Consider the following 12,825-nt stretch of genomic DNA (forward strand, 5'->3'; position numbering starts at 1 on the left):
CGCCGAGGCGGCATTTTCTTTTGACGCTCGACAAGAAGCGAAATTGCCAGGAATTCAGCGGCTCACGGTCTGATACCCGATAGAGGCAGGTCGCGATGAAGCGAAACGTGATCCGGCGTAAACCGGTCGAGCCGAAATCCGGCGCCGACAATGATTCCGATGCCAGGGATGGCGGCGTCCAGTCGGTCGACCGCGCGCTCTCCATCATCGAAGTGCTGGCCGAAGACGACGAAGGCTATCGGCTGACCGATCTCGCCGTCCGCACCGGGCTCTCGACCTCGACCGTGCACCGCCTGCTGGCGACGCTGGAGAAACGCCGCTTCGTCCAGTTCGACCGCACCGAATCGAAATGGCATGTCGGCGCGCAGAGCTTTGCGGTCGGCGCCACCTTCACCCGCCGCCGCAATTTTACGGCGCAGGCGATGCCGTATTTGCGCAAGCTGCGGGATCTGACCCGTGAAACTGCCAATCTCGCCGTGGTCGATGACGAATCCATCATCGTCCTGACCCGCATGGAAAGCCGCGAGATCATGCGCTCGCTGACCAAGGTCGGTGGCCGCGTCGCCATGGTAGCTTCCGGCGTCGGCAAGGCCGTGCTCGCCACCTACTCCGATGCTGACGTCAACGCCATCATCCGCCGCCAGGGCATGCCGCGTCTGACGGAGAAGTCGATCGTGCGGCCGGGCGAGCTGTTCCGGGAGCTCGAGGTGATCCGACGCCAGGGCTATGCGGTCGACGATGAGGAGGCGCGCATGGGGCTGCGCTGCGTTGCCGCCGTCGTCTACAGCGACTGCAGCGAGCCGCTGGCGGCAATTTCCGTCTCTGGCATGACCTCGCGCGTCACCGAGGACCGTGTGCCCGAGATCGGAAAAATCGTGCGCGACGTCGCGGCCGAGCTGACGGTCGCGCTCGGCGGCGTGATGCCTGCGGCGAAATCTTCCTGAGCGGAGTATTCGGTTGTCATTGCGGGCCGCATGCTGGCCGAGGGCGCGGACTCATGCTTCGCGTTTAGCTGGGCCAGCTATGGTGGGCGCCAACTGCAAAGAAAGCCGCCCAAAGGCGGCTCTCTAATTCGGCACGCTTGGCTCAGGCGGCCATCAAGGCTGGCTTCGACTTCCGGCGATAGGCCATGAACCCAACACCAGCAAAGCCGAGGATCATCATGGCCCATGTGGCGGGTTCGGGAACGGCCGAAGCGATCCCGCTGAGTTGATAACTAGAGAACGCCGACGTACCCACACCGGCAACCCAACCCAAGCTAGTTTGTGCTGTCACGGATGTATCAAGGAAATCGAAACCACTTAGGGTCTGTCCCGGCGCGAGGTTGGTTGGAGTAGACAAGTTACTAAGGACCGCGTTGTTTCCGATAAAACAACATGGAGACCAGCCCACTGGAGCTGAATCAAAAAAGCCACTGGGCGACACTCCAACGCCAAAATAATATACAAAATCATATCCTGGGTTCGTATTGGGAATGTTGTTTGTGACTGTAAAATCATAAACCCAATTACCAGACGAACCGGAGATAGTGTAGCTGACGTCCAAATTCGACGCTCTCGCCGTGGTGAAGTTAGATAAAATAAATGAAAGTGCCAAAGTAAGTATCGCAGCAACCGATTTGTGCTTCATATGATCCCCACCCAATTTGGCCGACTCGACGAAAACGCTATTATCAATGATTTGAACGCGGCTTCTCAATCCAAACCCGATCAAGGTAAATCAGGCGGCCATCAACGCGGGCTTCGACTTCCGGCGATAGGCCATGAAACCAACGCCAGCAAAGCCGAGGATCATCATGGCCCAGGTGGACGGCTCGGGGACTGCGCCCGCCACGGCTACAGTCGCTATCTCAACGTTTCCGTTCATTATCAGTGAGGTCGAACCGCCACCTCCGAGCACCGAGATCGTAAGAGCCGATGGGTTCCCGGAGCAATTACCTGGCGCGCCGTTAAAGCACAGAAAGCTGTTGCCCTGAAATATGAGGTAGGGAGTGTTGGTGGTCGCACTGAAGTCAAAGAACAGGCTCGTCAAAGTCGCGGTGAAAGCTGTTGAAAGCGCCGCCCCATCCGTTCCGAATTGAACGTAATTGGCCCCGCTCAGGGGACCCAGAATGGTATCTGATACAGAGGTGGGGCTAGTAACCGTGATGTTGAAGTCGATGATGTTGCTGGTTTGTAGAACGCCAATTTGCCCGTCGGTGGTTATTGTGCCGACAGCCGTGGGACCAAGGCTAAGATCGTAAGTGATGTTAGCCGAGGCGTCATCGCTACAGGCGGCAAATGAAACCAACGCCAACGCAAGAAATCCAACAGATTTGAAATTCATTTCGTACCCCAAACAGTTGCAATTAAACACTGAACCGTTTGACGATGATGCCGCAGGCCAGGCGACAGGTCTTGACCCAAACGGGCTATCGGCCTCGATTTAGTCAGTCGGCGACGGCTATTTTCCCGGAAATCTTGTAGCCGCCAGAAGCCCCACCAATTGAGCCTGGCGGCCAGTGCCTGTCTTGGCAAAAACGGACTTGAGTTGATTGCGTATCGTCTCCCGCGAGAGCTTCAGTTCAGCAGCCACATCATCGATGGTCTTTCCCGATATAATTCCCTGAGCCACTTTCACTTCGGCCGGACTGAGGTCGAATAGCCCATTCAAGACGTCCTCGGTTGGCGCCGTCGGCGCATGCAACGGGGTAATAACGAGGATCGTGAATGCTCGTGAAAAGATGTCATGGGCGGCACCTTTGATGGGGATCAAATGTGCAATCAGCGCCGGTTGATCAAGTATTGCCGGAATGGGGATAGATTTTACTTCGGAATTGTCTCGCGTCTCTGCAAGCCGGACGAGTGACTGTTTCATCAAAACGTCGGAAGCGGAATTCTTGATGGATATTTCGTCGAATGCTCCGGTCGTGATTTGCTCTCCGAGCAATTGGAGCAAATCGTTCATTGCGAGCACTTGGCCATTTTTCCGAAGCGCGGCTGCGGGCAGGCCGATCTGTTTGAGCGTCTCGACCATTGAGCGGGCGCGCTCCATGCGCAATCGAGAGGACATCAGGCCGGCGCGAGCTAGATGGGGGCGAAGAGGATCGAGCCGGCCGCAGAGTTCTTTCTCTATCGGTCCTTTCGCGTAGCGACGTTCCAGATTGAACACCAGGAGGTCACCGCTAGGCACCGGAATGATGGTGCCGATCGCCCAGCCTCCGCCATTTGGTCGCAGAAGCTCTGTATAGAAAGGGTGGGCGTCCATTTCTTCGACGGAGATCACGTCGCAATCCGTGACAAAGCCCGGATACTTGATTTTTGCGAGCCGTTCCGCCCGGATGTTTTGCTTGGTCCAACCGTCCCTTACGAAGATGTGCATCACATCTCTGTATTGTTCGGTCACGATGTGTCTGACTTCTTGCTGCGCATCCATCGAAAACAGGGTGCCGCCATAGCACCCCGCTATTGCCGATATTCTCTCGAGAATGCTTGGCCAGTTTTCGGGAATGATGGCAGCTTCGTAGATCAGGTCTATTAGCTCGTGGTCGTCTGCCATTGTCCCTCATGGAAGTTCGCTCGCCGAAATGGTGATGTGAAACTCTTCGCTTGGATCGGGTGAAGCCGTTGAAATAGGAGTGAGGTCGCTGCCGTTGACTCGAAATTTGAGTTGGAGCCACCGGGTGCTCCCTTAAATAAATGTCTGAAAGTCGCCGCCGTCGGTCACCAAAAAATTGCAGCTTCCCAAAATGCCGCCGTGACCATCGGTTGTGATTTGTCCTGTGACGATGCGCGTTCCGGAGTTGAGGTCGATATTGTACGCATCTTCGACGCAGTCGCCTGACGAGGCAATGCCTGGATCAGTACAAATCAATGCTTTGCGCCTATAAAATCATCATATTGGTGGCCCGCGTTGAATTCTTAGCAGGACCGTGGGCGGATTGAAGCCGAAGTCGTAATCCGCCATTCCGGCTGCCGCACGGTCAAGGTCGGCTGCTGAAATCTCCGCTTCCGGCCTGACCAGCGGCCTGACCGACGAGCGGCTGGCCGTGCTCGGCCAGACCGTGCGCGACGTCGCGGCCGAGCTGACGGTCGCGCTCGGTGGCGTGATGCCCGAGGCGAAACCGCTCACATGAAGAGCGTCGGCTCAGATCTTCGCTGTACTCGAATGGTGAGCGCTGTCAGCGCCTGCCGACTCGATTGACGGGACCGCCACGATTCATCGGTACTCCACGCCGCACTCCAACACCTACGGCGCCGACGCCGGGGGTTACCACGGCTCGCGCGACGGGCCGCGGCCGCAGCACCACGCCGGGCCTTACGACGCACCCGGCAGGATACGAAACGTATTGGCAGTAAACGACGGCACTGGCCTGTTCAGTGCTTGCGGCCACGAACCCAGCTGTCAGCAGCGCCGACAACGTGATCGAAAGCTTCATTTGGCGTCCTCCGAGATATCTCGTCGTCCGTTTCATGGATGGCCTCCATTTTTTGCGGCCTGCATCCGCAAATCCCGACAGGGCGCAACTTCGCACCTTCGCCGAAACTACAGTCTATACGCGCTATACGCGCGAAGGGTTATGAGAAACTAACCTGGAGGAATCGCCGCAGCGAATAAGCGGCAGCGTGGCTGCCCTATCTGATTTGGCATCGCGGGCTTCCAAGCGGTTTGGAGAAAGCCTACCATCGCGTTAGGTGAAAATTGTTGAGGACATCACTGACTCCGACAGCTTTGACCAGATGATGCGCCGATCGGATGTCCCTGACGAGATAATTCATCGAGATCGTGGGGGCGCTGATGATGTTGCGTTTGTCCGCCATCTCAGGGACCGCGCTGGCTGGCGTTTGCGCCGCGGCCTTGTTTGCCACGAGTGTCGCCGCGGAAGATTTAACCACGGACATAGGCACGCTCGATAAGGAGACGGCCGACAAGGCGTTCCCCACCAAGCCGCCTTACTCGCCATATGCGGGGCGCAACTTTCCGACACGGCCGTACTTCGGCGACACGCACACGCACACCTCTTACTCGATGGACGCCGGCGCGTTCGGCGCTCGGCTCGGCCCAAAGGACGCTTATCGCTTTGCCAAGGGCGAGGAGGTGATCGCGTCCAGCGGACAGCGCGCGAAATTGTCGCGACCGCTCGATTTCATGGTGGTAACGGATCATTCGGACGGCATGGGCTTTTTCCCGCAACTGATCGGGGGCGATGCTGGCTTGCTTGCGACGCCGCAGGGCCGGAAATGGTACGACGAGATCAATTCCGGCAAGGGTGCAGAGGCAGCTATCGATATCATTACCAGCTTCGGCAAGGGGCAAATGCCCAAGGGCTTCCCGACGCCGGGGACGCCGGCCTATCGCAGCGCCTGGCGCGAAACGATCAAGGCCGCCGAAGAAGCCAATGAACCTGGCCGCTTCACTGCCTTCATCGGCTATGAGTGGACCTCGAATGCCGGCGGCAACAACCTTCATCGCAATGTCATTTGGCGCGACAACGGAGCCAAGGCTGGTCTCGTCGAACCTTTCACCACGCTGCCGCCGTTGGGCAGCCCAAATCCCCGAGATCTGTGGAAATGGATGGCGATAGTTGAGGAAAAAACCGGCGCGGAGATTCTTGCGCTGGCACACAATGGCAATCTGAGCAACGGCCGGATGTTTCCCATCATCGAGTCGTTCAATGGCAAGCGGATCGACCGCGAATACGCAGAGAACCGCACGCGTTGGGAGCCGCTCTATGAAGCCACACAAATCAAAGGCGATGGCGAGACCCATCCATTTCTTTCGCCCAATGACGAGTTCGCCAATTTCGAACGCTGGGACAAGGGCAACCTCGATCTGACAGAGGTGAAGAAACCTGAGATGCTTGAATTCGAGTACGTCCGTTCGGCATTCAAGAACGGTCTCAAGATGGAAGCCGAACTCGGCGTAAATCCCTACAAGTTCGGCCTGGTCGGTAGCACCGATGCGCATACCGGGCTGGCGGCGGTCGAGGAGGACAATTTCTTCGGCAAGACATCTTCGTCCGAACCAAGCGCCGATCGCGCGATGCATCCCTTCGTCAAGACCGACAAGGCCGTCATCATGGGCTGGGAGACGACGGCGTCCGGCTATGCTGCGGTATGGGCCACGGAAAATACCCGCGAAGCGATCTTCGACGCCATGAAGCGGCGCGAGACCTACGCCACTACCGGACCGCGCATGGCGGTTCGCTTCTTCGGCGGCTGGGATTTCGAGGCGGCCGACGCCAACAGCCGCATGCCGGCGCGAGTTGGCTACACCAAGGGCGTGCCGATGGGCGGAGACTTGAACAGCGCGCCAACCGGAAAGTCGCCTTCATTCCTTGTCGCCGCCTTGAAGGATCCGATTGGCGCAAATCTGGACCGCATCCAGGTCATCAAGGGCTGGGTCGGCAAAGATGGCCAGATGCAGGAGCGAATTTATGACGTCGCGGTATCCGGAGGCCGCAAGATCGATGCCGACGGCCGCAGTAGAGCGGCGGTCGGGAGCACGGTCGATGTCGCCAACGCGACATGGACCAACACGATCGGCGCGGGTGAGATGATCACGGTGTGGAAAGATCCCGACTTCGATCCGGCGTTGCGCGCCTTCTACTATGTGCGCGTGATCGAAATTCCGACGCCGCGCTGGACGGCCTATGACGCAAAATACTTTGGCATCAAGATGCCGGCTGAAGTTATGATGACGACCACCGAACGCGCTTACACCTCGCCGATATGGTACACGCCTTGATTTCTCGGCTGCTGAGAGAGCCATTACTTCAGTTTCTCGCCCTAGGCGCCATGCTGTTCGGGCTTTACGGCTTGGTCGGCAAGCAAAGCGCGGAGGCGCCCGAGAAGATCGTTGTTTCCGCCTCGCGGATCGCCAACCTCGGCGACGGATTTGTGCGGACGTGGCGACGGCCGCCGAGCGAGCAGGAACTGCGGGACCTGATTGAGGATTACATCCGCGACGAGGTCTTCTACCGCGAGGGCAGGGCGGCCGGACTGGACCGCGACGACGCCGTCATTCGACGCCGCGTCCGGCAGAAGATGGAATTTCTCGCCGAGGACATGTCCGCACCGGAGCCGAATGATGAGCAGCTTGCGGCCTATCTCGCAGCCAATCCCGAGCGCTTCAGGGCCGAGGACCAACTCACATTCCGTCACGTCTTCCTGAGTGCGACGCGGCGCCAAAATACCATCGACAGCGATAGCAAACAGGTTGCGAGTATCCTGGCTCGCGCCGACGTGACTGTGGATGCGACGGCACTCGGCGATCCCTTCCTGCTTGGCGAGGAGTTTCGTGGCGTCTCGGCCACAAAGGTAATGAACCAGTTTGGTGAAAGGTTCGCCAAACGGATACTCGCGATGGAGGAGGGCCGCTGGCAGGGACCGGTTGCTTCGGGCTTTGGGCAGCATTTCGTTTTTATCAGCGAACGGGTGCCGGGCGGCCTGCCGCCGCTTGATGATATCAGGCCAGCCGTCCGCCGGGAGTGGGCGAACGCGCGGCGCCTTGAGGCGGAACAGAAGCTTTATGCGTCGCTGCGGGAGCGCTACGAAATCGTTGTGGAGGCGCCTGCGGCCAAGGCGGCGTCGGCCGAAAGCAGCCGATGAATCGTTTCCGCTCATTCTTTGCTGTTGTCGCACTGCTGCTGGCGCAACCCGCGTTCTCGGATGAACTTCGGCCGGGCTATCTTGAAATACGCCAGACCAGCCCCGACGCCTATAATCTGCTTTTCAAGATTCCCGCGCGTGGGGAGGACTTGCGGCTCGCGATCTACGTCAAACTGCCCGAAGGCGCCCAGGATGTGACGCCGCCGTGGGCGTCATTTGGCGAGGGTGCCTATGTCGAACGCCGCAGCATTCGGCGGGATGGAGGGCTCGCCGGGCAGGCGGTATCGATTGAGGGCCTGTCGGCCACATTGACTGATGTACTGGTTCGGATCGAAAGCCTTGCCGGGGCAGTACAGACCGAGCGGCTGTCTCCGACGAAGACGACGTTCATTGTTCAGGCCACGCCGGGCGCGGGCGAGGTCGCTGCAACTTATCTACGCCTTGGCGTCGAACACATCCTTTTCGGCTTCGATCACCTGCTCTTTGTGCTGGCGCTGGTGATCCTCGTTCGAGGCTGGGCCCGCGTCGCCCTTACTGTGACGGCATTTACTATCGCGCACAGCATTACCCTTGCCGCGGCGACGCTCGGTTTCGTGAACGTGCCGGGTCCGCCTCTTGAAGCAACCATCGCGCTTAGCATTGTGCTTGTTTCGGTCGAGATTTTGAACGCACGGCGCGGAAAGCCAAGCCTGACGGCGCGTATGCCATGGCTGGTCGCCTTCAGCTTTGGGCTCTTACACGGTTTCGGCTTCGCCGGAGCGCTGACGGAGGTGGGATTACCTCAACATGCGATCCCCGTTGCGCTGCTGTTTTTCAATATTGGGGTGGAGGTCGGGCAGCTCGTCTTTGTCGCCGCAGTGTTGTCGGCGATATCGTTACTTCGCTACGCCGGGTCCCGACTGTTGGAGCCTGCGCCCTTACAGCGAGCACTTGACCGGCTCGATGTGACGGTGGGCTACGCCATAGGCATCGTGGCGGCTTACTGGCTGGTTGAGCGAACGACCGCCTTTTTCGTATAACAAATCGCGCTGCGGGGACCGCCTGCTTGCCGTCCTGGCTTCTCCATGCGGCTCGGGAGCGAAACGGTTATTTCATCGGGCGATGCTGGCGACGGCGAGCTTTCCGACCCGGTACGCGGCCAGTGACCGTTCAACGCTTGCCCGCGCGCCAGCCCATTTCCCAGAAGTCGGCTTCGAGCCGGGTGGCTTCCTTGAAGATCGCGACCAGCTCTGCCTCGCGCGCTGGCGTGGCGTAGCGATCGGCAAGGGCTTCCAGGTGCTCCCGCGCTTTCGCCGCGACCTCCTGATAAGGGCCTCCGGAATACTCGGCGATCCAGACGCGATACGGGTTGGTTGCGGCGAGCGCATCGGGCCGCGCGGCGAGCCGCGTCGCGATCTCCGCGTAGCCGATCACGCAAGGCGCGAGCGCCACCTTGAGCGCCAGGAGATCACCGCGCATGCCGGCGTCGAGCACGTAGCGCGTATAGGCCAGCATCTCGACCGCCGGGGCGGCTTGTTCAAGATCGGAGGCCGACAGGCCCCAGCCGGCGCAGAGCTTGACATGCAGGTTCATCTCGACGTCGAGAATGGCCGAGAGGCCGCCAGCCGCCTCGCGCATGTCGGCGAGCGTGGGCGACTTGTAGACGGAGAGGGCGTAGGCGCGGGCAAACTCGATGAGGAACAGGTAGTCCTGAACGAGGTAGTGACGAAACGCTGCTTCTGCGAGCGAACCGTCTGCTAACCCTTCCGTGAAGGGGTGCTCGGTGTAGAGGCGCCATTCGGCGGATGCCGCTGTCTTCAGTCGCTCGAAGAAATTCATGAACTCTTTCGCAAGGGTGGCTTTCTCAGGGAGCATCTTTGGCACGCCACCCAGTCAGGTTGAAGCGCTTTCTGCCGAACTCCCGCGAATGGGCCTCTTGCGTCGCCTAGTTGACGGGTCCGCCACGACCTAAATGTTCAATGTCTGGCTCGGCTCGCTTCACCCCGGTCCGCCGGTTGACCATGATCGTCACGAGCCAAAGAACGATGCCAATCCCGAGCAGGACACCGGCGACGTGATACTGAACAACGGCTCGGCCGGTCCAGGGACCCGTGAGGAAGGCACAGAACACGGCGCCCAGGATCGGCAGAATAGTCGGCGTGCGGAAGTGCTGGTGATCCACAGGATCGCGCCGAAGCACCAGGACCGCAATATTCACCACCGTGAAAACGCATAGCAAAAGAAGCGCGGTGGTGCCTCCGAGCGCCGGCACCTCGCCAACAAACGTGATCAGGGCAAACGCCAGCAAGGTCGTGAAGCCGATGGCGACATAAGGCGTCCGCCGCGTCTGGTGTACTTTGCCGAGGGCCGGCGGAAGCACGTGCTCGCGGCTCATGCCGTACACAAGGCGGCTGGCCATGAGCATATTGATGAGGGCGCTGTTGGCCACGGCAAACATGGTGATGAAGCCGAAGATCCAAAGTGGAAAATTGGGCGCGCCTTGCTGGACCACTTTCAGAAGGGGTGTCTCGCCTTCGCCCAGTTGCTCCGGCGCCACCAGCGTGATCGCCGAAATCGAGACAAGAACATAGATGAGACCGGTAATCACAAGGCCGGTAAGCAACACCTTTGGAAAGTGACGGGTTGGATCCTTGCATTCCTCGGCCATGTTGACCGAATCCTCGAAGCCTACCATGGCAAAGAACGCGAGCGTGGTTGCGGCAATCACCGGCCAGAACATGCCGCCGTCCGGGCTGGTACGAAACTGAATGACTCGCGAGACATCGCCCTGGCCCAACCCGATCGCCCAGAGGCCGATCACGATAATAATCAGCAGTCCTGTCAGTTCGACGCAGGTGAGGACGACGTTGGCCTTCACGCTTTCGCCGACGCCGCGGAAATTGACCGCAGCAACGATTGCCATGAAAGCGAGACCGGTAACGGTGATTGCAAAGCCCGATAGGTTGAGCCCCATCGCATTCGACATGTTGGCAGCGAATGCCCGGGAAGCCGTCGATGCCGAGGTAATGCCTGAGCACATCACTGCAAACGCAACGATGAACGTGATGAAATGGATGCCGAAAGCTTTATGCGTATAAAGGGCAGCGCCCGCAGCTTTCGGATATTTCGTGACCAGCTCGAGATAGCTGAACGCGGTCACAAGTGCGACCACAAAAGCGACCACGAACGGCAGCCATACGACGCCTCCCACCTGCTTCGCAACCTGGCCAGTGAGCGCATAGATCCCGGTGCCGAGAATGTCGCCGACGATGAACAGCAGGAGCAACCACGGGCCCATGACCCTGTGAAGACTTGGTTCGGCGCCGCTTGCTTGAGCACCGCTTGCTTGAGTACCGGCGTTGACAGGGACATCGGTCATTGCACGTCCTTATTCGCTCTCGGTAACGCGTGCAGTGTATCGGCAATCACAGGTTTGCTGCAATAGCCATCCATACCAGCTGCCTCACCGTCGGTCGCTTGCCCGCACCGGGCCATACCGTGCGCGATGTGGCGGCCGAACTGACGGCCGCGCCGGGCGACGTGATGTCTGCGGGAAATCTTCCTGAGTGGAGCCGGGAAGCCCGTTCGGACTTCGACAACGTTCAAGTTCGATCATGCAGCCAAACGTCGCGCCGCACTGCGCTGCAGCAACGCTCGCTATCCGCGGATCGCCGCATTGGCCTTCGCGGCGGCGTTGGTCATCGCAATCTTCGCGGGATTCGCTCCGGAGACGACTTCATTCACGCCGATCATGAAGGCGTCCAGGATGGGTCTCGAGAGCGGATGGAAAAGGATCGCCTTGGCGCGGTCGACGTCGGCATTCTGCAGGTTGGTCAGCGCCGCCTCAGCGGCTTGGGCGCCGAACGCCTTCTTGAAGCCCTCGCTCTCCCAGGCCGACACGCGTGTCGTCGCCAGCCCCGCCGCGGCGGTCCGCATCGAGGTCGGCTTGCTCGTTGCCCACAGCAGAAACAGGAAAGCCGCCCGCTTGTGTCGCGACCTGGAATTGATGCACGCCTGCCAGTGCGACATGAAGGGCACGGACGTGCGACCGGGGACATGTGGAAAGGCGGCAAACACGGACTGCCCGGCAACGTGGCTTTTTGCCGGATTGGAGATGTCGGTAGCGAAATTGCTGCTGTCGATCGCCATCGCCGTCTTGCGCTGAAGGAAGTCGTCCAGCACATGGTACCATTCGTAGCCGCTCACACCGCGAGATCCGGCTTGGCTGAGCAGTCGACCGAACATCTCGATGGCCGCGATGGCCTCCGGGCTCGCGAAAGCGGCCTTGTTGTCCTTGACCATGTCCCCGCCATAGGAGAACAGGAAGCTCATGGCCGGCACGGACGAATTGCCGCCGGCCTGAGCCCGCATGGCGATACCGGACATCTCATTGGTCTTGACCGCGTTTGCGGTAACAAGCAACTCGTCGAAAGTCTGGGGAACGGGCAGATTCTTGGCTGCTAGCGCATCGCCGTTGATGAACAAGGTCACCGCCTCGGAAGTGATCGGCATGGCGTAGCGTTCGCCGCCCTGCCACACCGGGAAGGCTCGGGCAGTCCTGAGCAGGTCGCCCTCGTCATACCAGCCGAGATCGGTCAGTGACTTGTCGGAATAATGGGCGTTCAGCGGCTCGAGCCATCCGTTCGAGATGCCTTGGCCATAGGTCGTGTACATGAAGACGTCGGGTGTACCGCCGCCACGGTTGAGCTGGATCGGCAGCGCGCCCAGGAAGGTGGTCTCCAATCGGAAGTCGGTAACGACGCTGATGCCCGTGAGCTTGGTGAAATCCCACAAAAGCGGAGTGATCGCGTTCGACCAGGGATGGATCGCGCCCGCGAGCGTGATCGTCTGCCCCGCAAATTGTTTCCAGTCTATCGCAGCCTTGGCATAAGCGGCGACATCCTCTGCGAAACCCCACCGCGGCAGCATGGCAAGGGCCGGCAAGGCCACCCCCGCCGCGCCCAATCCCTTGACGAAGCTGCGCCGGTCGGCCGACCCTGGACTGCTCGGCGAATTTTCATTCTGCAACTTTTGATCTGGAGCCATGTGGTTGCTCCTGCCGGCGGACCGGCCTTGGCCTTCACAACGCGCGGGCGGGGCCTTACCCGTGACGTTCTTGCCCCTTGCGTGTAATCTGCGCGGTAGAGCGTGCCGGTTCCCGTCTCACCCACGCGAGACCGTGGCCATATTTTCATTATACTAGCAATGCTCTGCGTCGGCATCAGAAAACAATCGCTCACGCGAGCATCGAAGACCT

The 12,825-nt window shown here is 59.7% G+C and carries 9 protein-coding genes and 3 pseudogenes; 5 read left to right on the plus strand and 7 right to left on the minus strand.

The annotated features are described in order from the left end of the window. Window positions 1-95 precede the first annotated feature (95 nt). Window positions 96-944, plus strand: a complete 849-nt coding sequence (locus KIP88_RS04805; protein WP_214486721.1) for an IclR family transcriptional regulator — start codon at window positions 96-98, stop codon at window positions 942-944. 142 nt (window positions 945-1,086) lie between these two features. On the opposite strand, the pseudogene KIP88_RS48450 reads toward KIP88_RS04805, so the two are convergent. The 3 genes and pseudogenes from KIP88_RS48450 to KIP88_RS04820 form a co-directional block, all read right to left on the minus strand. Then, window positions 1,087-1,197: pseudogene (locus KIP88_RS48450) on the minus strand (PEPxxWA-CTERM sorting domain-containing protein); the annotation flags it as partial. 522 nt (window positions 1,198-1,719) lie between these two features. After that, window positions 1,720-1,830 (minus strand): annotated as a pseudogene (locus KIP88_RS48455) (PEPxxWA-CTERM sorting domain-containing protein); the annotation flags it as partial. 612 nt (window positions 1,831-2,442) lie between these two features. Next, window positions 2,443-3,537 (minus strand): helix-turn-helix transcriptional regulator, encoded by a 1,095-nt coding sequence (locus tag KIP88_RS04820; protein WP_214486724.1) that lies wholly within the window; start codon window positions 3,535-3,537, stop codon window positions 2,443-2,445. Between the two features lie 436 nt (window positions 3,538-3,973). On the opposite strand from KIP88_RS04820, the pseudogene KIP88_RS46315 reads away from it, so the two are divergent. After that, window positions 3,974-4,114, plus strand: a pseudogene (locus KIP88_RS46315) (IclR family transcriptional regulator); the annotation flags it as partial. Window positions 4,115-4,159: 45 nt separating this feature from the next. Here the strand turns inward: KIP88_RS46315 and KIP88_RS46320 are convergent. Beyond that, window positions 4,160-4,417 (minus strand): hypothetical protein, encoded by a 258-nt coding sequence (locus tag KIP88_RS46320; protein ID WP_249790532.1) that lies wholly within the window; start codon window positions 4,415-4,417, stop codon window positions 4,160-4,162. A gap of 359 nt (window positions 4,418-4,776) precedes the next feature. Between KIP88_RS46320 and KIP88_RS04825 the strand changes: the two genes are divergently transcribed. From KIP88_RS04825 to KIP88_RS04835, 3 genes are read left to right on the plus strand one after another with little or no spacing between them, the layout of a single operon-like run. Beyond that, the gene (locus KIP88_RS04825; RefSeq protein WP_214486725.1) at window positions 4,777-6,726 is read left to right on the plus strand and encodes a DUF3604 domain-containing protein; all 1,950 of its coding nucleotides are present in this window, start codon (window positions 4,777-4,779) and stop codon (window positions 6,724-6,726) included. Beyond that, on the plus strand, window positions 6,723-7,589 hold the full coding sequence (locus KIP88_RS04830) for a peptidyl-prolyl cis-trans isomerase (RefSeq protein ID WP_249790533.1): 867 nt from the start codon (window positions 6,723-6,725) through the stop codon (window positions 7,587-7,589). Before KIP88_RS04825 ends, KIP88_RS04830 begins: the two co-directional genes overlap by 4 nt. Then, window positions 7,586-8,608, plus strand: a complete 1,023-nt coding sequence (locus tag KIP88_RS04835) for a HupE/UreJ family protein (protein ID WP_214486726.1) — start codon at window positions 7,586-7,588, stop codon at window positions 8,606-8,608. The genes KIP88_RS04830 and KIP88_RS04835 overlap by 4 nt, the downstream gene beginning before the upstream one ends. Window positions 8,609-8,738: 130 nt before the next feature. Here the strand turns inward: KIP88_RS04835 and tenA are convergent, their stop codons facing one another. The 3 genes from tenA to KIP88_RS04850 all read right to left on the minus strand — a co-directional run bounded on the left by tenA (window position 8,739) and on the right by KIP88_RS04850 (window position 12,614). Then, window positions 8,739-9,407 carry a thiaminase II gene (gene tenA / locus KIP88_RS04840; protein WP_214486727.1) on the minus strand — a complete coding sequence of 223 codons (669 nt, stop codon included), beginning with the start codon at window positions 9,405-9,407 and terminating at the stop codon, window positions 8,739-8,741. Window positions 9,408-9,513: 106 nt separating this feature from the next. Continuing rightward, window positions 9,514-10,947 carry an APC family permease gene (locus tag KIP88_RS04845; protein ID WP_214486728.1) on the minus strand — a complete coding sequence of 478 codons (1,434 nt, stop codon included), beginning with the start codon at window positions 10,945-10,947 and terminating at the stop codon, window positions 9,514-9,516. Window positions 10,948-11,225: 278 nt separating this feature from the next. Continuing rightward, the gene (locus KIP88_RS04850) at window positions 11,226-12,614 is read right to left on the minus strand and encodes an ABC transporter substrate-binding protein (RefSeq protein ID WP_214486729.1); all 1,389 of its coding nucleotides are present in this window, start codon (window positions 12,612-12,614) and stop codon (window positions 11,226-11,228) included. Window positions 12,615-12,825: the final 211 nt, after the last annotated feature.

It is taken from the genome of Bradyrhizobium sp. SRL28, assembly GCF_018596315.1.
Classification (GTDB): domain Bacteria; phylum Pseudomonadota; class Alphaproteobacteria; order Rhizobiales; family Xanthobacteraceae; genus Bradyrhizobium.